This is a genomic window from Exiguobacterium sp. s143 (assembly GCF_018618895.1).
Classification (GTDB): domain Bacteria; phylum Bacillota; class Bacilli; order Exiguobacteriales; family Exiguobacteriaceae; genus Exiguobacterium_A; species Exiguobacterium_A abrahamii.
The window spans coordinates 1-25591 of sequence record NZ_JACSMX010000006.1 but is presented as its reverse complement, the minus strand read 5'-3'; the positions used below and the strand labels follow the sequence as shown (position 1 = coordinate 25591).

Below are 25591 nucleotides of genomic sequence, written 5' to 3'. Positions count from 1 at the left end.
TCATAGTAAATAATTTTTCACCTGAGATAATCAACAATATCCCAATCACGAACTCTAACCCAATGATCCACAAAACAAGATTTGGAACTGCTGAAAATCCATTTTCTCCAATACTACCATATACATCTAACTTCTTAAGCATATAAAAATCAGTTAGGTATATAGATAACCAAAGCTTTGAAGAGCTAGCTAATAGAAAAAGAAAGCCGATTTTTCGCAAAGAAATACCCCCAATCAATATATATAACAATAATTAATGTAACACTTTTCTCTTAAAATTTCCTCGAATTCAAAAAGGATATTACCAACTTACAATTGAACGATAGATTTCGCTTTATAGAATACTTTCCCTGATTTCTTACACCTTGTAATGATAATTGAATATGGTTTTACCTCCATTGAAACGTACTAATAAATAATCTCTATAATGTAACTGATGAATCAAACTGGATATTAATGTTAGCATTAATACCTAGAATCTTATATTGATTCGAGGGGGCATCATTATGAAAAAGGCATATTTGTTCGTTTCTATTCTTATGATTGTAGGGATTGTTATCATAGGGGCATCAGCCTATAAGAGCTTTTATTACGATAAAAAACAAGAGACTACAAAGAACATCAACTTCTATCTCAAAGAACATAACTATGAAAGACAAGTTCAGAAAAAAGAAATTCGACGAGACTCTAAAACAGCTGAATACTTTGCCAAAGTTACGTTTAAAGATGAACCTAATAATGAGTATGAAATTCATCAAATTGGATCAAATCATTTTGAAGTTGTCGGTTACAAAGATGGAGTACAAATAGCTGATAAAAAAGTAGGAAAATACATTACATCTAATTGAATTTTCTCAAAGAGAGAATAAGTTCAATTATATAGATCATTAAAAATGATACTTTCACTAAATCAAAGTTTACTATTAAATAAAGATATTTAATGAAACTTCAAGTCACTTGCTAAGCTAAAAACATCATTCGCTACACCAATCTTAGAATTTACTTTTATTCCTACTCTCTATTAGTCATGAGAAATATACTTGATATTTTTACAATTAAAGTTAGGATTACTTCGGTTAGGGAGGCGCTTAATGGACAAACAATTTTCGAATAGATAAAACATGGTTAGGTTTTTCCTTTTATCAATAGTTCTGATTGTTTTTTCATCATTCTTAGAGCTATCAAGTCAGGTGACAAATACGATAATCATATTGACGAACATTAGTTTGATTTACATGGAAATTAAAATTAAGGTCCTGAGAAAAAACTCTACTTTTTAAGGATAAGTAAATAAAGGGTTTCAATCGTTTCCGATTGTTAGAGTTCTCACTTGCTCTTTTAGAGCAAGAATCCAAGTCGTAATTCAATATTTAAATTCAGCTTTTCCATCACATTTTCTTTTGTGGTGTACTAAAATATAACGCTCAATCCCTTCTACTGTGTTCGATCAGGAACTCTAGTCGTTTTTAGAATAGATAGTGATTCTTATTTTTTTATTTAGTACTCAAAATAAAAAATCTATATTAAACCACTGGAGATGACTAACTTAATATGAAAAATGCTAAAACCATTTTAATTTCTAACCTGATTATTTTAGGAGTCATTATATTAATTCAATTGCTTTCTCCATCCCTTGGAACCTATTTGCTCGATTCAAAAATAGAATTTTCGAATGAGGATTCAGCGTATTGGATCGCTAAACTAATTGAAATAAATACTGTTCAAAGATTTTGTTTATTAGTAGGATTACTAAACGTCAGCTTAATAGCTGTCTCAACTAACTACCTTTTAAAACATAATTAAAAATTAATGATATGCAATAGAGCTATTCTTCTCGTTAAGAAAATAATAGCTCTATTCTATTTACATCACTTTAGTCATTTCCCTAAATAAGTATTATGTTTTTAAAAATTAAATCTTGACCGTTTTCATAAAAAGATTTTGAGAAACCTTATTCACTATTAAATAAAAATCCCTCCTAGCTTTTCTACAAAAATATCTTTATTTCAAAGAACAAATTAATATGGAAATCATTCTTATTGGAGTAGTTTTTTTCTTACTAAGCTGTAAAATAAATGTAACGTATACATTTCATTAAAAAGGAGACGAACTTATGCAGGTTAGAAAAGGAATCTTACTTGTCGTGATTGCGATTGTATACCTTTTATTGTTTACCCTCACCTTTTGGAGTATCATTGGTCTATTTATCACTATTTTAGGTCTATACTTCTACTTCAAACCGAGACTTCGCAGTCCTGTCAAATATCCCATGGTTGTTGTTTGGCTAGGTGTTTTCATCGCTTTTGCAATTTCTATCTATATGGTGAAAGGAACAGAGACGCAAAAGGCAGAAATCAAGTCTTCTTCACAAGACTCGAAAACGATAATTGCATTTAAAAAAGAAGCGACGGAATTGAAAGCATCTTTGCAAAATACAGAACGTAAGCTTAAAGAACAGAAACAAGAAATAAAAAAGTTGAAAGAGGAGTTAACACGCAAGGAAGAACTACGCCTACAAGCGGTTGAAAGTTATCAAGAGGAAGCAGACAAACGTTCTGCCCTTGAAAGTGAATTGAAAGAAGAAGAGACAAAACGAATCGCGGCCGAAGAGAAAGTGGATGAACTCCAGTCATCCTTAGCAAGTATTGAAACTTTGATGGAAGAATCGGAAAACCTTGCTGACGAGGAGTACGAGGAAATCCCTGAAGAAGAATATGTAGAAGAAGAAGTCGCAACAGAGTTAGAATACGATCCGAATGGCGCAGATCGAGATTGTGGTGATTTTTCAAGCGCACAGGCTGCTCAAGATTTTTATCTGGCTGCCGGAGGTCCTGTCAACGATCCTCATGACTTAGACCGTGATAACGACGGGAATGCTTGTGATTGGAACTGATTTCTTTGTCAGATCTTTTTCGCATGTCGTATTTTTCATACATGTATCTTTTTTCTTATCCAACTTTACTTTATGAAATCAATAAAAAATGATTAGGTGGTAATATATCATGAATCAAGCTGTAGAAGACATCAATCATTCGGTCTCCATTGAAGCTCCTATTGAAGAGGTCTGGGATCGAATCTCAACCGCTCGTTCTCTATCACAATGGTTTATGCCGAATGATCTCATTGCACGTCCAGGATATGAGTTTCATCTTCAATCCCCTTTTGGTCCATCTCCTTGTACAGTACTCAGCGTACTGCCAGAGAAAGAATTGTCATTCCGTTGGGATGAGGATGGATGGATTGTAACTTTTTCTTTAAGTACAATGAATGACCTTACAATCTTTACGGTGAATCATAGCGGTTGGAAAAATGCGAATGATCTTGTCCCGAAGGTAAAGCAACCACAAGGTCAAGTTCGTAATTTCATGTCCCAAGGCTGGTATGGGATGTTGCAAAAATTGAAAGAAACTCTTTAATCAAAGGCGTGTACATTTTTCTTTGCCAAAGTATAGTCTGTGATTTCAAGACGACCTCCCGTATAGTTTTTTTAGGTTAGACATTATTAAAGCAAAAGGAAGTGTCGTCATGTTTGATCGGTTTAACAAAGAACAGCACCAACAAATTATTCAGTCCATTCAAGATTTTTTCCTAGAAGAGCGCGATGAAGAATTATCCGAGTTCGCCGCAGAACGTGTTTTGGATTTCATTAAAGAATCGATTGCCGTTCATTTTTATAATGTGGGGATACAAGATGCTCATGCAGCGGTGTTAAACCAATTCTCTTCATTAGATGATGAATTGTTAACGCTTGAACGTCCACTATCTAAATAATGATGATAGAGACATCATTTCATTCTGTTCTAATTAAAAAGTGTGCGCCGGCGCACACTTTTTAATTTTTGTTTACTATTATGCAAAACATATCATACAGAGTTTTATTTATGTAAATCACTATATCTTACTTATTTAATCTAATCTATATGTACTGTAGGATCATTTCAATCGAATATATTGAATCATTTTATAGATAAAATAGAGAACGACCATGATAAAAAAGATATTACCTAAAACTTCTAAGAATGCGATCTGATCCATCTCCGCCACTCTCCTTTTAGCTGAACTAAAATGTATAGTTGAATTGACCTGAATTCTAACATACTTTGATTCTTAAACGAAACCCTTGCTTTTAGATTTCCAAGATGGAGTATACATTTTTTTATAAATATCCGTTTTTTATTTTACAGTGTTAGATGCTTAAGCTTTACTACCCAATGCATTATAAAATGGAATAGGTATAATGAACATTTCGGGTTAAATGTATATTTAAATATTTTTATTAAGATTATGGTGAGTGAAATAATAAAAAGTATGCGCCGGCGCATACTTTTTATTTTGTATTTTTTTAACGTTATTAAAGTGTTTTTCAATTTTTTTTGTAAATAAATCTTATATACTTAAAAGAAGAAATACATAACAAAACCGTTATTGTGCTTAGCGTAAAGGAGAATACATTGAAACTTGAACGTTTACTAGCTATTATTTTTAAATTATTACATCGCTCTACTATTTCTGCGACACAATTAGCCGAGGAATTAAATGTCTCTCAAAGAACGATTTATCGAGATATCGAAACGATCAGTGCAGCCGGTATTCCAATTACCTCATACCATGGAACAAACGGCGGATTTGGTATTATGGAGAACTACAAATGGGATAAAACGTTTTTAGATACTTCTTCTATGGTTGAGGTATTATCTTTAGTAAAAAGCTTATCGGATCAATTAAATGATCAAGATCTCAAAAAAACACTTGATCGCTTATCTATTCTCACAGAAGAAGAACAAAAGAACTACTTACACATTGATTTAACGCATTTTTCTGTTGATCCTTCTGATTTAATTGATCTACAAAAAAGCATTAAAGAATCCAAACGAATTAGCTTTCAATATATTAGTGCTCAAAATGAACAGACTACGCGAGAGGTCGATCCGCTTTCTCTACAGTATAAATTCCGGACTTGGTACTTATACGCTTATTGTCATTTAAGAAATGACTATCGAGAGTTTAAAGTATCGCATATCCTTCATCTTCAGAGATTGACTACCTCTAATATGGATTCTCATTCTTTACCGAAAGAGAGTCCATTAGTTGATCCCCCAAAAGAACGTATCATTCTACGTGTCCATCCTCAATCCATCCATTTAATATTGAATTATTTTAACCATCAATCGATGATTCAAGAAGAAGATGGGAGTGTTACCGTGACATTGATGTTGCCCACACCCTTAAATGCAGAATGGCTTATTAACATATTATTAAGTTTTAGATCAGGAGTCGTTGTTATTCATCCTTTGTACTTACAGGATGTTTTAAAAAATGAAGCTAAAAAAATAGTCAGATTATATGAGGATATATGACAATCAGTTGTCATATATCCTTTTTTATAATCAACATAGTTAGACAACAAATACTACTACTATTAAAGGAGCGATTTAAATGAACGCGGGAAAAACAATGATTTCTTATCATGAATGGGCAATGAACACGATGTTAGATCATCTAAATGAATTACCGAAAGAAATTTTAAAAAATGAGATAAAAAGCTCTTATCCCAGTATTGCTAAAACACTTAGCCATATTCTTGCTGTTGATACCATGTGGATTCAAATTCTAGAAAAAGTAGATCTTCAACAAGCATTACAAGATGTGATGAGTCAAATACCGTTCACTGATGAATATACAATTGAAGAATTCAAAATGGCATTCAAAAATGTCGGATCAAAATATCAAACCTTCTTAAACAAAAACTTAGACCTCACTGTGATGATAGATGTAAACAACCCTTGGTCTGGTACGCGGCAAACAACCTTTGAAGAAATTCTCTTACACGTATCTAACCATGGGACGTACCATTTAGGGAATATCACTACCATGCTTAGACAACAAAATGAAACTTCACTCATGACGGATTATTCTCTTTTTTGGTATGAAGACACAACAGCTACATTATGAAGGGACGTACTAATAGTTAGTAATCAATTAGAAATTCTGTTTTAAAGCAAAAAAGTGTGCGCCGCGCACACTTTTTTGCTTATATGATTTATGGTAAGCCTTGAAGATACACGAACTATATCCTAAGAATAAAAATCGGAGGCGCAATTTCGTTTCATACATGTTTCATCAACTAATTTATTCTCTAATCGATCAACTCATTTTCTTTAAAAGGTTTCTTCGCAGTATATACAGTTTTGTTTCACGTGAAACCTTATCTACTTTATGTTTTCCCAATTTATACGTATCAGGCTGATGTTTCGTAAGAACGTGAGGCTTTAGATGTAATCTCTTATACCATCTCTATGTTTGGGAGGATTAGTTTTTAGTGAGCAACGAAAGCATTACTTCTCAAACTCCTGTGAATGAGGTGACGGAAAAATATAGAGTCTCTACATTGCAGTTAATGTAAAAAGTATGTTCCCTTTCTTAGAGGCTGTCATCCCACATATGAAAAAACAATTCGAAGATGCAATCGTCATCTTGGAGAGCATACGGTATCGGTTCTTTCATTCCTTATTCACCACGAAATTGACCACTCATACAATGACAGATTCACTTGCCATCTCACTCGCACCTGACATTCGCGTTAATTGTATCTCTTCTGAAGCGGTCGCCACGCATTGGTGGGCTGGGATTGAGGAACGGATGCATAGTTTAGCAGGTAACCTTCCCTTAAAGAGAATCTCCACACCGGAGGATATCGCAGAGGCTATTCTATTCCAGTGACACAATCGTCCATAACGGGACAAGTCTTTGTGATTGATAACGGCCAAACGATTTAAATCGATATCTTTTTTCAAAAAGTGTGCGCCGGCGCACACTTTTATCTAATTTCCCTACTACTCTTCAGACATGCTATGCTAGCTATATCGAATTAAGGGGGCGTGCATTATGGACTCTACCTCATCCATCCAACATAGACAGCTTGTTGTCTCTCAAGCAGCAAAGACACTGCTCGAGAACGATGTTACCGAACAACTAATCTCCATTGATATCATTGATGTCGAAGCCTATGTCAATCAACTTTATGAAGAATTTTATGAATTTCAAAATGAAGAAGATGTATATACCAAGCTTCGTTATTATTCCTTTAAGAAATTGAAACGGCGCTGGGTACGAGCAGCCGTAAAAAACTATGTTGAGAACAAAGGTCCGATGAAAGAACTACGTGGCCTTCATAAAATGTACCTTGAGTATTGGGACATTGCGGGAAAAGAAGGTTTCCAGCGAAAGTTCTCTGCTGATAGTGTTGAGAATTTGATGCAAGAACACATACTGGAACTTGAAGAATGGGCTGAAAATAACAACTTGCTGATTCATACGTATCCGCACTGGGGACAAAAGACGAAGAATCAGCAAACGACAACGATGCGGACCGATATTCTAATGGTTATTGGCGAGGTTGCGAAGGAATTGAAACGTGCGCAACCAAAAGCACACGTTGCCACTTCTACCTCGATTACGGTACCGTTCTTTGGAATCGCTGATCGCATGAAAAATACGACGGAAAAGTTCAATCAAGGAGAGGGTATGTTGACGGACTTATCTCTTGACCTCCATGACTTCTCCGCTGTCGTTCCTAAATACAAACAAGGTATCCCGGCGAATTTATCGGTTCTCGTCAGTAACGAGTTTCTTGCAGAACTCGACGGAAAAGTCCCGGATCTTGATGCTCGTGATTTTGAGGCCTTTAACGAGATTCTGTCATATCGAGATGTGACGTTTCAAACGAGTCGAAAGATCGTCTTCCCAATCTCAAAACTTGTTAAAAAGATTTATGGGAACGATAGCGGGAAAAGCTATACCCTCACAACCCAACGTCTTGTAAAACTCGGTTATTATCGCGTAGCGGTTAGAAATGAGGAAGGGGATCTCTCGATCTTCGGTCTCTTCTCCTCTGTTAAAATTAGTAATGCTTCTTCTGTTAAAAGGGACACACAAATTACTGTCACTGTCTCAGAGGAAGTCTATGATGATTTGTTAAAACAACAGATCATCAGTATCTATGGAGAACAGATTGAGCGATTAAAAGGAACGTTCGCTTATCATTTATCCTTTGTACTTCAAAAGGAACGACTTAACTCGTATCAGTTAAACGAAGCAATGCCCGCGAAACGGCATTGGCGCCAGTTTACACACTCGATTCGATTTAATAAGAGTCGAAAAGCAGAAAACTTGAAAGAGCTTGAAACTAACTTGGATCGTATCAAAGAACTTGATTTTATCATTCAAGATTGGCATCGGTCCGGTGACTACTATTTCTTGTACTTCCATCCCTTGGAACGCTGGGAACATGATGATCGCCGCAATGCCCTTCTCCTATAAGGAATATCGAACAGATCAATAGAAAGTAGTCTTCTTCCATTCTTCATAAATTCAAATAAATGAGCGTATGAGATTATGAATCTCGTACGCTCTTTTGAATACTAGTTATAATTCTCCTTGAAACTATATGATAGTAAATAAGCGTTTTTTCTCATATGCCTAGCCTACATTGTCTTTGTCCTATTAAATCGAGATTAACTATCGTGTCATGTTGCCATTGAAAAATATGATCGCTTTAACAGCAATACAATAATCAAAAATAAGCAGCATTAAGCATTAAGCATTAAGCACTCAGCCATGCTCATGTACACTTTGCTAATCACAATCATGTACTTATATAAACGATCATATCAAAAGATCTGTAATGTAGTACCAACATAGATGGTCGTATATGAAGTAACAAAATATAAAATAGGAACATACGTTCTTTAATAATTTTCTATTTTTCTTACTGTTGTAAGAATTCACGTATAATTGGATGTCTTATTCTCCAGAATATTTACTGATCATACATGTCGAATCGTGTCGGAAAACGACCATTTTTTAAATTCAGACGATATTTATCGTACTGAAACAGCATTTTTTCTTATATTTTTAGCATTTTTGTCGGATTTGACCGTACCGAAACAACACTTCATCGATTTAGGTCGTCGATCACCGTACCAAAACAACAGTTTTGTGGTTTTGGTCGTTGTCTCCCGTACCAGAATGACCATTTTGCACTTTAGAACACTTTTTAAAAATTATTTTAAAGCGACTATCTTATCCATTTGGTCGTCATATACCGTACTCAAACGACACTTTTGGACATTTTAGTCGCTTTATCCCGTACTGAAATAACATTTTTAATCATTTGGTCGCTAAATACCGTACCAGAATGACATATTGCATCGCTATATGTATGAATTTACTCGAGATAAACCTCTAGAAAGCGCATCATATAAGGATTTCAGAGATTCTGGTCGTTTTTAACCGTACTGAAATGACATCTTTTTTGTACCTGAAAACGGCTTCATATCAACGTTTGTAGACCATTGGTCGTTTTTGACCGTACCGAAAACGCGTTTTGACAGTTCCTTTTCTGAACAGGATACTAGTAATAACAGTTCAGAGTAGGGGAGGTGTAGGTATGTCATTTCAACATGAAAATCGTCACGTATTGGTCGCTAATAAATTACTGATCGCGATGAGCGGCTTAACACGTTGGACAAAACGTCAAGACAGTTTCTTATATGAACAGCATCACTATAACATTCCAGGACCTTTCTTGGCATTGAAGTGGACAAAATCTCGTATTCGTCATTTGTTGACGCTTTTATCACATTGCGATGATCAAGGTGTTCTCTCCTTGATGGAAAGTGAAGTATTGGCTCACTATGCGCGTACGTCAATGCGATCGTTACACAATAACCTACGCCTATTTGAATCGGCTGGACTTATTCGCTACTCGATTCATTTCTCCGGAGTTGTCACCATTGAACTCGTAGATTATCTCGAAAACTACCGTGACCTCTTTGAAGAAGGCGGTACGTATACATCGAAGACTGGTTATACGTCTCTTTGGTGTGGGATGGTGCGTCAATTGATGGATATTGATCATGTGAATATCCTTCGGGTTGCGTTACGTGCTCTTGTACAAGTAGAACGAGATGTGAATGTTCAGTCTCAGGAGAAGGCAACTTTAACCTATGATGAAGTACGCGGATTCTTACCGCGTTACTGTGGACACCGTTTGGCTGTAAAAGGTATGCTTGATCAACTATCGCAGTTCTTTAATGTGCATTTGGTTGAGAACACGAAAGATTTCTTAACTGCTGTCAAAGAGAACGTCTCGCTTAAGAAGCGCATACATACCGTAACACGTCCTTTAATGTTTCACGTGAAACTCGAAGACCAAATTAACAGTAAGCGTATCCGGGAAGCGGAACGGGCGCGTACATTAATTAGTTGGTTCGATCTTCGAGAAGTCGCTCGTGACTACGTAGATTTTGATGCATTGGAAGTTCCGCAAACATCGCTGCAGTCGTTGAGTGATACGTACGGATTTGCTGCCTGTGATGCAGTCATTCGTTCGATTCGAAACGATTTCTACCAATACGGGGACCGTCTCGAAGATGCAGAACTCTATCGCCTCTTCTTTGAATCACCAATCCTCTATCTAAACGAACGACTCCGAGTCGTATCGGAAAAATTGGCCATTGCATGATGGTCTATTTGTCATGCTTTTTTTTGAAAATAATCGTGAAAAGACAACAAAACCGCGCCATTTTAAGTCTTTTTGATCGAATTCATCGTCATGCTACTCATTTTATTAATCCATTCAAAGACAATATCAATATGCCATACTATTTAGGAAAAAAAACAAATTCTGTTGTTAAAAAATCAGTTTCTTGTGTTGCTTATTCAACTAATTCCGAACAAAATCATTGAATGAATTCACAAAAAACAACACTCTTTGAATTTCTACAAATTGTGCTGTTCGTTTCCCGAATCGCAAAATGTCTTATTTTTGTTGGTATTGCAGGATTAAGGCGGTGAAGTCTTTTTCCAATTCTTATTAATTCTTTATTAATCTTTTTAATCTCTATCAATGTTTTGAATGATAATAATCTGGTAGATCACGGCTTATTATGATGAAGAATAAAAATTAAAATAGGGAGAAGCATTTTAAAAACGTAGATAAAAACATCTAAGTAGGAAAGATTAAATAGACTGTAAACATTTCGATGTCGAAATGTTTACAGTCTATTTAATGATGTATACATAAAATTACGTTCATATTATCTTTTGAGTGCTGATAATCATTGAAATTATTAATTTCATGTGCCATGATGAATGAAGAAAGGAGAGAGATGATGAATATTATGACGTTTTACATATCAAAAGGAGGATCCGGGAAGACAACCTGTTCGCTCAATATGGGTCATGCCCTTGGAGAACTCGGTTATCGGACGCTTCTCGTTGACTTAGATCCGCAGGGATCATTAAGTAAATTAATGCTGAAAGAGTCAGATACGATTCAATACATGACGCTGTACGACGTCCAAGCGAAAGGATTAGCGATTGAAGAGATCTTATTTGATGATGAAAAACATAATATTAGTCTTCTTCCCTCCAATGAACGAAATGCCCGTTTAATTAACTTAATATCTGAACAAGATAAGATTTTTCTATTAAAAGACTTATTAGCACCTCTTGCCCATGAATTTGATTGGATCATTCTCGATTCAGTCCCTTCAATCAATGAATTATCTAAAGTCGTTTTATCGTGTGCAGACGAGGTGATCATTCCATTTATGCCGAAAAAGCTTGTCTTTGATCAGTTAGGAAGTACGGTTCGAACGATTCGACAAGTGAAGAAATATTATAATGCTTCGCTAGAGCTAACAGGCATTATGCCGGTCGCAATCGATCTTGGTTTAAAAGGCGATCGCGAATACGCAGAAGCGATGAAACAGTTGGCAACAACAGAGCAATTACATGTTCTCCCCTCTGTACGACGTGCTGCTTTTATTGAAAAGGCAGCAGATAGCGGAAAGAGTGTTTTACAGTACAAGTCGAAGGAAGGCATGGAACTGGCCCAACCATTTCGTGAACTAGCACTCTTGATGACAGGAGGTCCGAAACATGAAAGCGCGGAATAAACAAATCCATAAAGTAAGACCACAGGATCAACATCCTTATCGGAGTGGATTGACTGATCTGAGTTCTGTCGTGCAGAAGTTACCGGTTTCCCGCGATTTAGAAAATCTCGCAGTCGAGATCAAGGAGTTAGCTAAGATTCAAACGATCTCTGTTTTCGAGATTGGTAAGCGCTTGTCGATTGCTAAATCAGAAATGCATGATCAACAAGAATGGCGCACATTTTTAGAAGTCGTCAACATGTCCAATTCACTCGCCTCCCGATATGTTAAAGCGTTTGACACTCTAGAACCATTTGAAGAACAACTCCAAACGTTACCTGCATCCAAAGTATTCGAACTGATGTATGTCGATGACCCAGAAGACGTTGTTTTAAATGGTTTACCTGTAGAAGAAGGACGGAAGTCATTAGACAGTGCGACAGTACGAGAAATTCGTGCTGCTCGATCAACGACACCTAAAGTAAAAGTCAAATCGTTTCAACAACCGGAAGTGACATCGACCGTCCTTTCTACACGAGTTCCTACAGAAACATCAGAACAGATTCATGTGTTAGCGCGTGCTAAAGGACTCAGCATTAGTGAATACATTTCAAAGATGATCGAAGAGACAATTCAGCGAAACATTATTGAAGATCAGAGTGAGATCGTGGAAGGAGAGAAGGAACAGTGAAAAAAATTGCCTTATATAATCGAAAGGGTGGCGTCGGAAAATCAACGACCACGATTAATCTAGCCCACGCATATGCTCGCCAAGGATTGCGCGTTCTAGTCATTGATGCAGATGACCAAGCATCGACGACAAACGGACTAGGCTTAACCGATGATTACGATGGAAAAGTGCTCCTTGATTGTCTGATTGAAGAATACGATCCGTTGTACGCACCGATTGAACAAGTGATTGTTACCTGTGATTATGAACTAGGAACGATTCACTTAGTACCAACGCGTCGCTCTGCTTCTCCTACCGGACTGACGAGTCAGATGGGATATGAATACCGCTTGATTGAAGAACTAGCGCGACTTGAAGACTTATTTGATATTTGTTTAATTGATTGCCCGGGATCAACGTCCGCTTTAAATCCATACGCTCGTTGTGCTCTTGTTGCTCAAGACCGGATTGTCATGCCGGTACAGATGCAGAAGTTCTCGATGGATGCTGTTTACACAGCTCCAGAAGAGTTGGAAGAAATGAGAAATGGATACAAAGAAGATATTCATATTTCAGCATTCATTCCCACAATGGTGAATGCCCGCTCTAAAGGGGATATGGCGACAGTGGACGAGTTAAAGGAATTAGGAGAAGAAGTTGGTATTCCTGTACTGACAACGATTCCGTATATCGTCAAGATTCAATCCTTACAACGAGAAGCACGTCCTGTCATTGACCATAAAAGTCCAGCGACAGATGCCTACTTACAGCTAGCAGAGGAGGTACTCTCACTATGAGCAGTCGACGTAAAAAAGGACAAGCAACGTTCAAAAGCTTTCAGAGCACAGTAGCTGAAACACCTGTTCAAGAAGAGAGCACAGAAGCGTTACGAGAAGAGCAAGTCGAAGCGGTGAAGAAGTTTGCTGCGCCTGCGATGTCAAATCCGTATCAGTCGCTTCCAGCTGTCGGCTTATCACGTGTGTTATCAAAACGACTTCCGGAAGACATGGAAGGTATTATTCAATATTACAATCACATTGATACAATCCAAGCAACAAGTTTTGTTGAGAAGTGTCGTATTCTAGCCCATGCAAATGAAGTATTCCGTGATGGTGAAACTAAAAAGGCGTTTCAACAGGAGCAAGGAAGTTGGAAAGATTTTTTAAATCATATTGGAATGTCTCAACCTCAAGTCAGTCGTTTTATTTCATTTTGGAATGTATTTGGACCAACGATCTTAGACAAGGCGATTCAACAGGACTTCAGTGCTTCTAAATTAGCTGAACTATTAACATGGCCAGAGGATCCAAAAGTCGCGTTACTGGAAGAGCGTAAGTATAAGATAAACGATGGGGAGTTCACGGTCTACGAAATGACACGTGAGCAATTACGTGAAGTGAAAAAAATGCTAAATGAAAGAAAAGAACAACAAGTGATTGATGCAACTCCTGTACAGCCAAAGCCAGCACGCGTCCATGTAGATTTCTCTGACAAAAATGATCCACTATACCAAACGCTAAAAAAGCGAGCGCAAGATCAAGGCATGAAGCCCGATCAAATCATTCGAGCAGCATTAGAACAATACTTACGCACGTAATTGGATAGCAAAGACCGTCCTACATCCTAGTAGAACGGTCTTTTTATGATTTCAGCTTAATCGATTACTCATTTTTACTATCGAGAGATGTCTGTGTACGCTCTCGTAAAATAGCAAGCTCAATTTGTTCTTGAAGGCGGCGTTCAAAAGATTCTTGATCACGCTGCGCAATGGTTAACGCTAACGACAATTTTCTATTTTCTTCTTCTAACTGCTCAGAACGCTCGTTACGTGCTTTCAGTTCATCGATTCGATCAGTTAAGGCTTTGTTTTGGCGATACAATTGATTGCGTTCTTCCTCAAGTTTAGTAATGTTTCCTTCCAAATAAAAAACTTCTCGTTTTAATGACGTGATTTCTTCCTTGTTAGATACTTCGCGTTTATCCTGTTGTTGTTTTGTCTGAACTAACTCATGTTCTGTCTGTTCCAATTTTACTTTCAGATCTTCGAGTTCTTGCTGATAGAGAGAGACTTTTTCTAAATACTCTGCTTCTAAGTCGTCTTTAGCTTGGAGCACTTCGCTCTCTAACTTAGTGACTGTATCTAAATGACGCGATTGAATGCGTTGATTTTCATGTTGGAATGTCTCAAGACGTGCTGCACGTTCATGAAAGAGAAGAGTGATCTGCTTAAGTGATGCTTCTAATACAGCATCCTCTTCACTAAGCTTGGGGTCAATTTCCTTTTGTTCAGCGAGTACAATAAACTCTTCGAATAATTGATTTGTCGTGATTTGACGACCTTTAAGTAATTCACTAATCTTATCTGTTACTTCTTCAGATAGACGGAATGACTTATTTTTCATTTCGTTAGATGACATTCTTAAAACCTCGTTAAAGTGTATTTTGACTTAGTATATCATGTACTAATCAATAGTTTGGTTATCACATTTAAGTTCCAAGAAAACTAAAATAAAAAATGTTTTCGTTTCAAATAATAGAAAAAAATTTCTTACCACAGTTTTAAATTGTTGTATAAGAATTATGAATAGTTATTTTATTATGATAGGAGGAAATAAAATATGTAACCTTTGTTAATTAATAAAGTAAAAAAGTAAGAAATAAATCATATACATCAATTATGAATAACTAAAAGTATGTATATTTTTAATGTAAAGGATGTAGAAAATGGAAAAATCAGATTTACTGATAGCATTGATTGGAGTAACCGCAACGTTTGTTTCAATTTTAGGAGGGTTTTTACTTACAATAAGCCACAATATCAATGAAAGTAAACGGAAAATGGAGTTTGAGATAGAGTTACTTTATATGGAGATTCTTAAAGAGCAAAATACTTTATCATCTCAATTAATTACTAAGATTAAAAAATTTGAAGAAGAATCACATCGATATTCTATGTATATAGATGGACAATTTGGACATATACAGCTTCCTTACACATCTACACTAGACTATCTTGAAATGCGTAAAAATTATAAAAAGGATAAAAAAGCAGTCAAAATAATAAAGAAGCAATCAGAATTTTTAAGGTATAGTAGAGATTTTGAAACGTTCATCCGTTGGTCCAATCTAAGAAGGAAATGGGCAGAGTCGGCTGAATTTCAAGCATTATATGAATTTCTTTCTCAAAATCAAACGATCGAACAATATTCTTTAGAACTAAATCGAAAGTTTGCAAATTTGTTTACTTCCAACGAAATGAAACAGTATAAAAAATTTATTATTTCAACCAAATTCCAAAGAGACCAGTTATTTAATCAAGCTATTATGATACCGTCTCATAAGAATCAAAAATTTTATTCATTGGGAATTGTTTATTTAGTTTCTATAACTGTTGTTGGAATTATTTTTCCGTTTTATTTTTATAATTATAGTTTTTCTAAAGACTTAATCAAAGTAGGTATGATAATTGTGTGCTTACTTACAACTGCATACATTAGTTTAACCTTCGCTATGGGATTAACTTCGAAAAGACCTAAAAAAATGAGGAAAAAAGTTAGACAATACTATTTGTGAATGTAATGGTATTTATACTTGTTCATTATCAGCAAAGATAAACTAAAGAGCATTCATCTTATGAACTGAACCAAAAAAGTTAGACAATAAATAATTTGTCAGGCGACCTTGAGGACCTGAGTCCGGTATTTCACCGGGCTCAGGTTTTTTAGTCGTCTCTTGATACGACGATGGTTATAGTACTCGATGTAACGCTCAAGCTCATATTTGAAGTGATCCATGTCATCAAACTCCTTGAGATACAGGAGCTCTGACTTGAGTACGGCGAAGAAGCTTTCGATGGCTACGTTGTCGAGACAGTTGCCCTTACGGGACATACTTTGCGTGATGCCATGCTCGTGGAGCGTACCCGTGAACGCTCGATACTGATAATGCCAACCTTGGTCGGAATGAAGAATTGGTCGTGCTTTCCCGTTGAGCTTACTGATTGCCTGATCCAACATTTCGCCAACGAACCCGTATGTGGGGCGGTCCGACATGGTATAGGCAATGATCTCACGGTTTCCTAAGTCCATCATCGGCGAGAGATAGAGCTTCTCCCCGAACAGGTGAAACTCAGTGACGTCAGTCACCCATTTCTGATTCAGGCCGGTGGCCTTGAAGTTCCTTTGGAGAAGGTTCGGCGCGACCTCTCCGACCCGTCCTTTATAGGAGCGGTATCGCTTCATGCGGACGAGACACTTGAGACCGAGATCATTCATGAGACGGCGCACGGTCTTCGGATCGTGCTGGAAGCCTTGGCGTTCGAGAAGTGCGTGGATGCGATGATAGCCACATCGCCCCTCGTGTTCGTGGAAGAGGAAATGGATAGCCTTTACCTCCGCATACTTGTCTTCGCCCGTCAGGCGCGTCCGCCAATAGTAATAAACGCTTCGTGCCATACCGAGCACGCGGAGGAGTCCCGGGACGGGATAGACCGCCCGCAACTCATCGATTACTTGCGCCTTGATCCGGTTCGTCGCGCATTCTCTTCTTGAACCAAGACTCTCAATTTTTTTAGCGCAGCGCTCTCCATCTCGAGATACTCGACCCGCTCCTTGAGCTTCTCGACTTCTGTCATCTCTTCAAAATCTTTCTTCTTGCGTCTTGCCATCGGGGCACGTCCTTTCGGTCTAGCGACCAGACCTGCGGTCCCTTCCCGTTCATACGTCGATCGCCAGTTCGAGATCATCCCCGGGGAGGAAATTCGATATTTTACGGCTGCCTCTATGTAGGACAGTCCGTTGGTCGCCATGTCGTTTAATACCTCCCGTTTAAATGCCGGCGAGTGTGTTGTATAGGAAGGATCGAAGATCGTCTCTCCCCAACGTTCATAGAGATGTGACCACTCACGGACTCGTTCAGGTCGTATCCCGAATTCCTCCGCCATAATCTGGTATCCGTCTCGTCCCATCAGATAACGTTCAACAACCTTGATCTTAAATGCCTTAGTATATTTGACCATAAAAAATACCCCATAAAAGTTGGATTTTTAAGTCCAACTTTTATGGGACAGTTCACTTATTAAGAATGCTCTTTTATTTAAAAAAATAATTGGAATTAATTAGTATCATACAGCTATCCAATATTAAAGGGATACAAAATTACTCTATTCGCTTTAAATATTTATATGCGATGTCAGCTATTACTTCCAACATAAAATGACAATCCCCTTTTAGTACTGCTCCAGGACTGCTATGAGATGCTAAATTTCGCATTTTGTAGGCTACTTCAAGTCGACCATTGTCTCGTCTAGTTATTATTCGTGTATTAGGATCTTCATAAAGAAGTTTCATTAGTTTTCCTAATTGAGTATCACTATTTTTAACGTTAATGGAATGTTCTTCACAAATTTTTGAACATACTGTCTCAAGGCATACTCCTAAAGTTGCAGCAGATGGTAAAAATAAATTCTGTCTGTAAGCAGCCATTGCCTGTTCCAATTGATAAGTGAAGTCTAAATCATTTACAATCTCCATCAATGGATTTAAATCTATAATAGAGAAAGGGAATTGAGTAGCATTCTGAGCAAAGTAAGATATTAGTGTTCGATCAATTTCTTTGTATTTTTGAATATCTTCTTTAATTCTATTTATAGTTTCAGTTCTCATGCTCGTTTCATATATTGATGCTAGATATTCTATATCATAAGAAACAATAGATAACTTTTTGTAGACATCTTCTTTAATTCTTTCTTCTTCTTGGAAAAGGACTTGGGAAGAGTTGTAATCAAACTTCGGAAAAATTTTTTCGTAAATAAATGAACTTTCATATCTATATGAATCTAGATTTTGTAAATCTTCTTCATTCACGACGTAAGCATTGGCTAGTCTTTCACCTGGGGTAGATAAAAAATATATTTTTAAATCGTTCTTCATATTGAATTCTTCAGGAAAAATTAAAGCTAAGATAGAACAATTACTTTCATAGTAAAATCGATATGGCGCTGGATTAGCATTAAAAGAGTCTTGGTTTAGAGTTTGAACTCTATCTATATAGTATTTTCTGTATAAATCCTCTAATTTTTTTGAATTTTTCAAAATAATATTTTGTGTTTGTATTTCATCGAGTCCATTATAATTCATGGAAACACCATCCTTAATATTAAAGTTAGTTGGAAATTCAGGTCATCAAAAAAATATAAAGAAATGATATCTTTTATTTAAGCTTTCTTGTTTCATCAAATAGATACAATAGACTAAAGTGATGTATGAACTTAAAATTTACCTTGCGAATATTCAATGAAAAATCACTTAAATTTAAGTGGTATAGAGGGAAGAAGGAAGATTTATGATTAAACTTTACGTAATGAACCTAGATAATAATGAAATATTCAATGATATTTTGAATTATAAACATCAAGTATCTAACGATAGAAAAGAAAAAATCAATAAACTCAAATTTACTAATGATAAATCAATAAGTATTTTATCTGAGCTACTCATGAGGTATTGTATATTCGACAACTACGATATAAGGAGTGAGGAAATAAGCTTTCGAACAAACGAATTTGGGAAACCATACTTAAAATCGTTTCAAAATATCTTTTTTAATGTGACTCATTCAGAACATTATATTGTGTGTGCAATCAGTGATTCGGAAATTGGGATAGATATAGAATTAGTCAGTAAAGATGACTGCAATTTTATGAATAGAATCTTACATCCACAAGAGTTAGGTTGGATTGACGAATTAAATCAGTTTGAAAAAAACAATACTTACTACAAATTTTGGTGTCTTAAAGAGGCATTCGGAAAGTGCTTAGGAGTCGGTTTGAACTATGATACTAAGGGAACTTATTTTTCTTATGAAAATCATAATTGGAATTTAAAAGAAACATCATTTAAAGTAAACTATGAATATCATTTCTGTATAATCGATTCAATAAAAGATTACATTATGGCTATATGCAGTCCTAAAAACATAAATATAGAACGAATTGATTTAACAGTAGAAACATTACTAAAAGCATTTATGATTGAAAAATAACCTTCTAAAGTAATGATACGAATATCCCCTTCAAAAATAAGAAAGACTTTTTCTTTCTTATTTTTGAAGGGGATATTTTTGAGTTTTTATAAAAATGAAATCATTATCATGTACTCAATTAAAGTATTTATTTTGCTCAATTTTTGTTATTTCGATAAGATCCTGTCGATCAAAAGCTTTAAAAAATTCGACAGCTTTTTCAAAACAGTTCTTTACTTCAGCATCCGGAAAATTTAGTCCTTCCTTACACTCACCTAAAATGTAATAAAGAGGTCCTAGCACTACAGATTTACCTGATATTTTAGCAAGAGCTATTGCTTTCTCTGTGATTTCTTGTCCTTTTAAATAATTTTTGTTTCTTTTTAAAGCATTAGCATAGTTGTATAAAACGATTACTTTAAAGTTATCGTCAGTGTATTGAAATTCAGATTCAATAATTTTTTCATAGTTGCGAATGGCATGTTTAAAATTACCCACACTAAGATAAACAGTTGCTATTGAACTTCTTACATATAGAAAAAGATTTCGATCCGCGTAGAGAGTGTCTTCTCTATTTAAAATATTCTCTAATTTTTCTACACATTGTTGATGATGAATTTTTTTTAATTTAAATTCTGATACTGCATCGATCCAGTCTAAATAAGCCAAGTATTCAATATCCTCTTTGAACTTTTTTCTTTCCTCTTTACTCATGTTAAGAGCTTCTTCGTAAGAATTATGCTCGAGTAAATATCGTAACTTTTTCTTGGATTCAGTGATTTGTAATGAATTAGTTGCGCGAAGACTTTCTAAAAGATATTCAATCGAGACATCCAAGCGATTTGAAATGATCAAAAGAGTGTCTAGTGAAGGAAGAACTAAACCATTCTCGATACGACTAATAATTGATTGTCCTCCAACCCATTCTCCTAATTCTGATTGCGACATTTTCCTAGACTTTCTTATCTTACTTATTGTTTTTCCGAGAGAATAATTATCCATAAATGTACCACCTGCTTAAAATATGTTTATTCCGCATAAAACAGTTAAAAAAAATCATTTACCATAAAAATGTAGTCAAAACGAATTGAGATTTATTTTACAGACCTAAGAAATAAGTGGTCATGAAATATATTTTAAAACGATTTTGGTAAAAAGAAAACTCGGGGGTATTGAAGTGAAAAAATTATTAGTTGTTTTATCAGTAGGATTGTCTATCGGAATTAATGCTGGGCTTAATCAACAGATTGACGAATTAAAAGGATCAGCTATTAGTACGTTTACATATCATAACAATACAGTAGTAAATAGCACTACAACAGAACTTGCAAGTGATGAAATTGTGAATCAATCTGCAAGAGATATGCCTGAGATTTTTTAAGTCAATAAAGAGAAACTTCACAACATAAAATGATTTCCTGGATAATACAAATAAATTATAACAAATTAATTTTGGAGGTTACTATGAATAAGTGTTCAGTTGAAAAGAAAACTTTGGTCAATCAGATTTTAAACAGAGGTGTAATCAAACAAATTCTTCCATCAGAAGAAGAGTTCCGTGAGTTATTATTGTCAGATAAAAAACTTAAGATTTATATCGGAGCAGATCCAACAGGTGATTCATTGCACCTTAGTCATGCAAAAAACTTTTTACTATTAGAAGAATTTCGTCAGCTTGGTCACGAAGTATTTGTTCTATTTGGTGATTTAACAGCATGTATTGGAGATCCTAGTGAAAAATCCTCTGCAAGATCAAAATTAACTAGAGCAACGGCTAAGAAAAATGCAGAAAGTTGGGTGAACCAGATTTCTTCCTTGATCAATTTCAACTGTGAAGAAAATCCTGCACAAGTTGTATACAATAGCACGTGGTTTGATGAATTTTCTGTAACTGAGCTTTTAGAATTGTTTTCTAACTCGACCGTGCAACAAATGATTGAACGAGATATGTTCCAGAAGCGAATCTCTTCACAAAAACCAATTTTTCTTAACGAATTTTTATATCCTATGTTCCAGGGATACGATAGCGTAGCTCTAGATGTTGATGTCGAACTTTGTGGAACCGATCAAATTTTTAATGCACTTGCAGGACGAGATTTATTAAAAAAATTCAAAGATAAGGACAAGTTTGTTGTAGCTGTAAACCTTATGGAGAATCCAAAAAATGGAACATTGATGTCGAAAACCAACAAAACCGGAGTTTTTCTTGGGACAGATCCTAAAACGCTATTTGGTCAAATCATGGCACAACCAGATGAAATGATTGAAGTTATTTTGGTAAATAATACTCGCATTCCGCTTGACGAAATAAAGAAATTGGATATCTTAAACAATCCTATGAAAGCTAAATTATTCACTGCTCAAGAGATTACAAAAATTTTCTACGGACCTGAAGCAGCTATAAAAGAATATGAGAGCTTTATTAATACATTTAGTAAAAAAACCTTCTCAAAAGACGCAGAAATTATCGAAAGCAATCAAAAGGAAATTTCATTAATGGAATTGATTATTCACTGTATGCCTAATGAATCGAAGAGCAACGTGCGTCGTTTAATTATTCAAAAAGCAGTTTCAGTTAATGGAGAAAAAATTGAGGACGAAGAGAAGAAGTTTGATTTAGAGAAAATGGATGAACTTAAAATCAAAATCGGAAAGAAAAGATTTTATGAGGTTGTCTACAAATGAGTAATGTGAGTCAAGTTAATTTAACTGAAAGTACTCATGATAATAGGTTTACTTTAAATGAGAAATTTATTTCAAATCTTTTCTTAGAAATGAAGAACGAATACGGTATTTTAGCAAATGCTTATCAACCTATTAATATTCATGAGACGCAGAATAAAAATTTAATTGTAACAACAGATAAAGGGAAATTTTTTGCAAAAATTTATACATCTGGTGATTTAAGCGAAAGAAAATATGAGGCAGCAGTGTTGAATAAACTTCTTAAAGAAGACATCAATTGTATTTCAAAAATCTATGGAATAGAGCCGTTATTGGTAAATGGTTTTCCTGTAATGCTCTTTGAAGCTATAGAGGGAACAGAGGTAAAATATTTACCTTATGATTCAGAAATGGTATTAAATTTGGCTGGACTACTATCAGAAATTCACAATGGCTTGTCCTCCTTCGATCCAGGAAACAAAAAGAGATTTAATGCGTTTGGATTAGAGTTTGTGAATGTCTTTAATCTAAGTACGAACGATGTGATTATAAACCAAGCTTTAGGTGTACTAGCGAAGTGCTTCAAAGAAATTAAATTTGATGAAATGATGGCAACAATTATCCATGATGATCTTTCTCCAAGTAACGTCATGCAGCTATCGGAAACTGAGTTTGTGATTGTAGATTTTGATGATATGCATCAATCATACAGAATTAGCGACATTGGAACAGTAGTAAAAGAATTCATTATTCAACCAACTGGAAAAGTAGATCATGACCATATTCAACGATTTTTAGAATGCTATGAAAATACACCTGAAACTCGTAGATTAAGTGATCAAGAGAAGGAATTAGTGATTGTAATGGCTTTAAAAAGATCCGTCTTTATGTATGCATATTATCGAATGATTGAAGAAGAAAGAAGTGTATATATTCAAAGTAATGAGGAATATGAAGTCATTAAAATTATTTTATCGTCAGGGGCGTTGAATGATGAATAAAGACAATAATTTAAAAATTGGTTTAGTAATTGGAAAATTTGCACCTTTTCATTTAGGTCATATTGATCTGTTAAAATTTGCTCTTACTGTAGTGGATAAGCTATATGTAGTGGTCTATCATTGTCCAGATAAAACAAACATTCCTTTAAATCAAAGAGCAGGATGGATCCGAAATACTTTTGCCAATGAAAATGTTGTAGTTATTGACGGATGGAATGCACCGAACGAACATGAGGACACTCCTTATGTTAGAAACCTACAAGAAAAATATTTAGAAAAAGTAATGAACGGAATTGAATTGACTCACATTATTTCTTCAGAGGACTACGCCACTCATTTGTCAGAATATCTAGGGATTGAAAATGTAATCTACGACAAAGACAGAGTAAAACGGAACATTTCTTCTACAATGATTCGAAAAGAATTTGATAAGTACAAAGAACAATTACCTGAGAGTATTTTAAGTTATGTAAAAGAAGATCTAAATAGCATTAAATCATAGAATCAATATTTATATCTTATCAATAAGGAGGTCATGGATTGAAGAAAATAATGACTCAATATAAAGGGCTACCTAGAGAGGCGTATGTACTTATAATTGGTGAATTTATTAATAGCACAGGAAATTTTGTTATTCCTTTCTTGACGTTTATTTTAACTTTATCACTTGGAATCGAGCCGTCAGAGGCAGGTATTTGGATCACGATTGTCACTATTCTTTATATTCCAGGATCATTAATAGGTGGAAAGCTAGCCGATAGTAACTCAAGAAAAGCGGTTATCATAACCGTTTTAGCTTTAAAAGCTCTAATTTTCGTAATCTGTGCTTTTATCGGTTTTGATAAATTACTGATTTTCTTATTAATGTTATCTATGTTTTTAGGTGCGGTAGCGAGCCCATCGTTACGATCATTATTAGCAGATGTCTCCACAAGAGAGAATCGACAAGCTGTTTACTCATTAATGTACCTTTCAATTAACTTAGCGATGAGTATAAGTCCGTTAATTGCTGGTCTTTTATATCAAAAGTACCCGCACTATCTATTTATAGGAGATGCAGCTACATTAGTTATCGCCATTACACTATATCTATTGTTTATTCCTAACAAACCAAAACTGAGAGCGGCTCCAATCAGTAATGACTCTAAAGATAAGGTAGAAGGATCAGTATACTCCTTCCTATCCAAAAATACTGCGATCTTATTTATGCTGACTTGTATGTACTTGTACTATGTTATTTACTCTCAGCACAGTTTTAGTTTACCTATACACTTAAATACTTTCCATGAGAACGGCCCAGCATTATTTGGAATGTTGATGGCAATCAACGGCTTCACAGTAGTCCTTTTGACATCAGTTATCACGTATTTCACAAAAAATAATAGTAGTTCGAAAAATATGGGCTTATCCGGAGCGTTGTTAGGAATCGGATTCGGAATGATATTTATTGCTGATAGTGTGACTATGCTCGTAATTTCAACAGTTATATGGACAATTGGGGAAATACTTACATCTACCAATAGTGAAGTATTTATAGCCAATAATACAAAAAGTCAGTTTCGCGGAAGAGTTTTCGGATTATTCAGTGTAATCAAAAGTGCTGGATTAACAACTGGACCATTATTAGGTGGTTTCTACATCGGATTGTTCAATGTCAAACTCATATGGCCAGTAGTATTTTGTGTAAGTATCGTTTATTGTTTATTGGTTTACTTTGCGCATATGAAAAATAAAAAAATGAGTGAACAGAATAGTGAACTAAGGAGTGAAGTAAATGGTTAAAGTGAGTGAGCTAAAAAAGAAAAACTATTGGAATCAAATTCTTGAACAGATCGAGCTTAATAGTGAATATTCTGCACAAAATAAAGAGCAAAATCAAACGGAAAAACTTGTTTTTTCTTTAGATAAGACGGTTTGTCAAATTAAGTGCAACACTTCTTCCGTGAAGACCTCGTATGCAGTTTTCCAGTTAAGACATTTTCGTGGTCTCCCATTAATCCAGGCGAGCGCTTGAGCGATTTCAGAACGACTGACCTTTCCGAAATCTGTCCCCTTCGGGAAAAATTCACGGAGAAGACCATTGGCGTTCTCGTTACTACCACGCTGCCAAGAAGAATACGGATCTGCAAAATACATGGGTAAGCCTAACGTGTCACGAATTCGTTCATGACAGCTAAACTCTTTTCCACGATCTGTCGTCGCAGTTTGGAACGTTCCCAACGGGAAGGAAAGATGTAATGCTTGAATCGCAGACTCCATCGATTGAGCGGACCGAGTTTCCATCGGTACAGCGA

General features: G+C 35.5%; 26 protein-coding genes. 20 read left to right on the top strand and 6 right to left on the bottom strand.

Features of this window, described 5'->3' with window-relative positions:
- Positions 1-506 precede the first annotated feature (506 nt).
- The 13 genes from KNQ03_RS15335 (at position 507) to KNQ03_RS15275 (ending at position 14209) form a co-directional block, all read left to right on the top strand.
- Positions 507-848, top strand: coding sequence for a DUF3139 domain-containing protein (locus KNQ03_RS15335; RefSeq protein ID WP_214725433.1), 342 nt, complete (start codon positions 507-509; stop codon positions 846-848).
- A gap of 1265 nt (positions 849-2113) precedes the next feature.
- The gene (locus tag KNQ03_RS15330) at positions 2114-2893 is read left to right on the top strand and encodes a hypothetical protein (RefSeq protein ID WP_214725431.1); all 780 of its coding nucleotides are present in this window, start codon (positions 2114-2116) and stop codon (positions 2891-2893) included.
- 109 nt (positions 2894-3002) lie between these two features.
- Positions 3003-3416 carry an SRPBCC family protein gene (locus KNQ03_RS15325; protein ID WP_214725429.1) on the top strand — a complete coding sequence of 138 codons (414 nt, stop codon included), beginning with the start codon at positions 3003-3005 and terminating at the stop codon, positions 3414-3416.
- 109 nt (positions 3417-3525) lie between these two features.
- Positions 3526-3771 carry a DUF2164 family protein gene (locus KNQ03_RS15320; protein ID WP_055966353.1) on the top strand — a complete coding sequence of 82 codons (246 nt, stop codon included), beginning with the start codon at positions 3526-3528 and terminating at the stop codon, positions 3769-3771.
- Between the two features lie 680 nt (positions 3772-4451).
- Positions 4452-5357, top strand: a complete 906-nt coding sequence (locus tag KNQ03_RS15315; RefSeq protein ID WP_214725427.1) for a helix-turn-helix transcriptional regulator — start codon at positions 4452-4454, stop codon at positions 5355-5357.
- A gap of 79 nt (positions 5358-5436) precedes the next feature.
- Positions 5437-5952: a DinB family protein gene (locus KNQ03_RS15310; RefSeq protein WP_214725425.1), complete on the top strand. Its 516-nt coding sequence runs from the start codon at positions 5437-5439 to the stop codon at positions 5950-5952.
- 456 nt (positions 5953-6408) lie between these two features.
- Positions 6409-6720: an SDR family oxidoreductase gene (locus tag KNQ03_RS17110; protein WP_371743275.1), complete on the top strand. Its 312-nt coding sequence runs from the start codon at positions 6409-6411 to the stop codon at positions 6718-6720.
- A gap of 165 nt (positions 6721-6885) precedes the next feature.
- Positions 6886-8319, top strand: coding sequence for a hypothetical protein (locus tag KNQ03_RS15300; protein ID WP_214725423.1), 1434 nt, complete (start codon positions 6886-6888; stop codon positions 8317-8319).
- A 1129-nt stretch (positions 8320-9448) separates the two neighbouring features.
- Positions 9449-10525, top strand: coding sequence for a hypothetical protein (locus tag KNQ03_RS15295; protein ID WP_214725422.1), 1077 nt, complete (start codon positions 9449-9451; stop codon positions 10523-10525).
- 622 nt (positions 10526-11147) lie between these two features.
- Complete coding sequence (locus KNQ03_RS15290) at positions 11148-11963, top strand: ParA family protein (RefSeq protein ID WP_371743274.1); 816 nt, start codon at positions 11148-11150, stop codon at positions 11961-11963.
- Positions 11947-12633 carry a DUF3102 domain-containing protein gene (locus tag KNQ03_RS15285; protein ID WP_029343472.1) on the top strand — a complete coding sequence of 229 codons (687 nt, stop codon included), beginning with the start codon at positions 11947-11949 and terminating at the stop codon, positions 12631-12633. Before KNQ03_RS15290 ends, KNQ03_RS15285 begins: the two co-directional genes overlap by 17 nt.
- Positions 12630-13409, top strand: coding sequence for a ParA family protein (locus tag KNQ03_RS15280; RefSeq protein ID WP_214725417.1), 780 nt, complete (start codon positions 12630-12632; stop codon positions 13407-13409). The genes KNQ03_RS15285 and KNQ03_RS15280 overlap by 4 nt, the downstream gene beginning before the upstream one ends.
- Positions 13406-14209, top strand: a complete 804-nt coding sequence (locus KNQ03_RS15275) for a hypothetical protein (protein WP_214725415.1) — start codon at positions 13406-13408, stop codon at positions 14207-14209. The genes KNQ03_RS15280 and KNQ03_RS15275 overlap by 4 nt, the downstream gene beginning before the upstream one ends.
- Before the next feature lie 64 nt (positions 14210-14273).
- Here the strand turns inward: KNQ03_RS15275 and KNQ03_RS15270 are convergent, their stop codons facing one another.
- On the bottom strand, positions 14274-15029 hold the full coding sequence (locus tag KNQ03_RS15270; protein ID WP_214725412.1) for a hypothetical protein: 756 nt from the start codon (positions 15027-15029) through the stop codon (positions 14274-14276).
- Between the two features lie 307 nt (positions 15030-15336).
- On the opposite strand from KNQ03_RS15270, the gene KNQ03_RS15265 reads away from it, so the two are divergent.
- The gene (locus KNQ03_RS15265; RefSeq protein WP_214725411.1) at positions 15337-16185 is read left to right on the top strand and encodes a hypothetical protein; all 849 of its coding nucleotides are present in this window, start codon (positions 15337-15339) and stop codon (positions 16183-16185) included.
- A 98-nt stretch (positions 16186-16283) separates the two neighbouring features.
- On the opposite strand, the gene KNQ03_RS17305 is transcribed toward KNQ03_RS15265, so the two are convergent.
- The 3 genes from KNQ03_RS17305 to KNQ03_RS15255 all read right to left on the bottom strand — a co-directional run bounded on the left by KNQ03_RS17305 (position 16284) and on the right by KNQ03_RS15255 (position 18749).
- On the bottom strand, positions 16284-17120 hold the full coding sequence (locus tag KNQ03_RS17305) for an IS3 family transposase (RefSeq protein WP_483298108.1): 837 nt from the start codon (positions 17118-17120) through the stop codon (positions 16284-16286).
- Entirely contained in the window at positions 17120-17629 is a 510-nt protein-coding gene (locus KNQ03_RS17300; protein WP_483298107.1) for a helix-turn-helix domain-containing protein, read from the bottom strand. The genes KNQ03_RS17305 and KNQ03_RS17300 overlap by 1 nt, the downstream gene beginning before the upstream one ends.
- 139 nt (positions 17630-17768) lie before the next feature.
- A complete protein-coding gene (locus KNQ03_RS15255) occupies positions 17769-18749 on the bottom strand; it encodes a hypothetical protein (protein WP_214725407.1) in 981 nt (326 codons plus the stop codon).
- 205 nt (positions 18750-18954) lie between these two features.
- On the opposite strand from KNQ03_RS15255, the gene KNQ03_RS15250 reads away from it, so the two are divergent.
- Complete coding sequence (locus KNQ03_RS15250; protein WP_214725405.1) at positions 18955-19653, top strand: 4'-phosphopantetheinyl transferase family protein; 699 nt, start codon at positions 18955-18957, stop codon at positions 19651-19653.
- A 114-nt stretch (positions 19654-19767) separates the two neighbouring features.
- Here KNQ03_RS15250 and KNQ03_RS15245 read toward each other — a convergent pair whose 3' ends face one another.
- The gene (locus KNQ03_RS15245) at positions 19768-20634 is read right to left on the bottom strand and encodes a helix-turn-helix domain-containing protein (protein ID WP_214725403.1); all 867 of its coding nucleotides are present in this window, start codon (positions 20632-20634) and stop codon (positions 19768-19770) included.
- 175 nt (positions 20635-20809) lie between these two features.
- Here KNQ03_RS15245 and KNQ03_RS15240 point away from each other — a divergent pair, with 175 nt between their 5' ends.
- The 5 genes from KNQ03_RS15240 to KNQ03_RS15220 all read left to right on the top strand — a co-directional run bounded on the left by KNQ03_RS15240 (position 20810) and on the right by KNQ03_RS15220 (position 25079).
- Positions 20810-21013 (top strand): hypothetical protein, encoded by a 204-nt coding sequence (locus tag KNQ03_RS15240; RefSeq protein ID WP_214725401.1) that lies wholly within the window; start codon positions 20810-20812, stop codon positions 21011-21013.
- A gap of 83 nt (positions 21014-21096) precedes the next feature.
- Positions 21097-22317 (top strand): tyrosine--tRNA ligase, encoded by a 1221-nt coding sequence (gene tyrS, locus KNQ03_RS15235; RefSeq protein WP_214725399.1) that lies wholly within the window; start codon positions 21097-21099, stop codon positions 22315-22317.
- On the top strand, positions 22314-23297 hold the full coding sequence (locus KNQ03_RS15230; protein ID WP_214725397.1) for a phosphotransferase: 984 nt from the start codon (positions 22314-22316) through the stop codon (positions 23295-23297). Before tyrS ends, KNQ03_RS15230 begins: the two co-directional genes overlap by 4 nt.
- Positions 23290-23799 (top strand): adenylyltransferase/cytidyltransferase family protein, encoded by a 510-nt coding sequence (locus KNQ03_RS15225; RefSeq protein WP_214725395.1) that lies wholly within the window; start codon positions 23290-23292, stop codon positions 23797-23799. The genes KNQ03_RS15230 and KNQ03_RS15225 overlap by 8 nt, the downstream gene beginning before the upstream one ends.
- A gap of 38 nt (positions 23800-23837) precedes the next feature.
- Positions 23838-25079 carry an MFS transporter gene (locus KNQ03_RS15220; protein WP_214725393.1) on the top strand — a complete coding sequence of 414 codons (1242 nt, stop codon included), beginning with the start codon at positions 23838-23840 and terminating at the stop codon, positions 25077-25079.
- A gap of 135 nt (positions 25080-25214) precedes the next feature.
- Here KNQ03_RS15220 and KNQ03_RS15215 read toward each other — a convergent pair.
- The coding region (locus KNQ03_RS15215; RefSeq protein WP_214725392.1) for an IS30 family transposase at positions 25215-25591 on the bottom strand (377 nt) is incomplete at its 5' end.

Excerpts from the sequence above, each read along its gene's own strand:
- KNQ03_RS15230 (WP_214725397.1), top strand. The coding sequence starts at position 22,314 with ATGAGTAATGTGAGTCAAGTTAATTTAACTGAAAGTACTCATGATAAT.
- KNQ03_RS15295 (WP_214725422.1), top strand. The coding sequence starts at position 9,449 with ATGTCATTTCAACATGAAAATCGTCACGTATTGGTCGCTAATAAATTA.
- KNQ03_RS15335 (WP_214725433.1), top strand. The coding sequence starts at position 507 with ATGAAAAAGGCATATTTGTTCGTTTCTATTCTTATGATTGTAGGGATT.
- KNQ03_RS15225 (WP_214725395.1), top strand. The coding sequence starts at position 23,290 with ATGAATAAAGACAATAATTTAAAAATTGGTTTAGTAATTGGAAAATTT.
- KNQ03_RS15270 (WP_214725412.1), bottom strand. The coding sequence starts at position 15,029 with ATGTCATCTAACGAAATGAAAAATAAGTCATTCCGTCTATCTGAAGAA.
- KNQ03_RS15285 (WP_029343472.1), top strand. The coding sequence starts at position 11,947 with ATGAAAGCGCGGAATAAACAAATCCATAAAGTAAGACCACAGGATCAA.
- KNQ03_RS15265 (WP_214725411.1), top strand. The coding sequence starts at position 15,337 with ATGGAAAAATCAGATTTACTGATAGCATTGATTGGAGTAACCGCAACG.
- KNQ03_RS15250 (WP_214725405.1), top strand. The coding sequence starts at position 18,955 with ATGATTAAACTTTACGTAATGAACCTAGATAATAATGAAATATTCAAT.
- tyrS (WP_214725399.1), top strand. The coding sequence starts at position 21,097 with ATGAATAAGTGTTCAGTTGAAAAGAAAACTTTGGTCAATCAGATTTTA.
- KNQ03_RS15325 (WP_214725429.1), top strand. The coding sequence starts at position 3,003 with ATGAATCAAGCTGTAGAAGACATCAATCATTCGGTCTCCATTGAAGCT.
- KNQ03_RS15255 (WP_214725407.1), bottom strand. The coding sequence starts at position 18,749 with ATGAATTATAATGGACTCGATGAAATACAAACACAAAATATTATTTTG.
- KNQ03_RS15330 (WP_214725431.1), top strand. The coding sequence starts at position 2,114 with ATGCAGGTTAGAAAAGGAATCTTACTTGTCGTGATTGCGATTGTATAC.
- KNQ03_RS17300 (WP_483298107.1), bottom strand. The coding sequence starts at position 17,629 with ATGGTCAAATATACTAAGGCATTTAAGATCAAGGTTGTTGAACGTTAT.
- KNQ03_RS15275 (WP_214725415.1), top strand. The coding sequence starts at position 13,406 with ATGAGCAGTCGACGTAAAAAAGGACAAGCAACGTTCAAAAGCTTTCAG.
- KNQ03_RS15290 (WP_371743274.1), top strand. The coding sequence starts at position 11,148 with ATGATGAATGAAGAAAGGAGAGAGATGATGAATATTATGACGTTTTAC.
- KNQ03_RS15245 (WP_214725403.1), bottom strand. The coding sequence starts at position 20,634 with ATGGATAATTATTCTCTCGGAAAAACAATAAGTAAGATAAGAAAGTCT.
- KNQ03_RS15320 (WP_055966353.1), top strand. The coding sequence starts at position 3,526 with ATGTTTGATCGGTTTAACAAAGAACAGCACCAACAAATTATTCAGTCC.
- KNQ03_RS15300 (WP_214725423.1), top strand. The coding sequence starts at position 6,886 with ATGGACTCTACCTCATCCATCCAACATAGACAGCTTGTTGTCTCTCAA.
- KNQ03_RS17110 (WP_371743275.1), top strand. The coding sequence starts at position 6,409 with ATGTTCCCTTTCTTAGAGGCTGTCATCCCACATATGAAAAAACAATTC.
- KNQ03_RS15310 (WP_214725425.1), top strand. The coding sequence starts at position 5,437 with ATGAACGCGGGAAAAACAATGATTTCTTATCATGAATGGGCAATGAAC.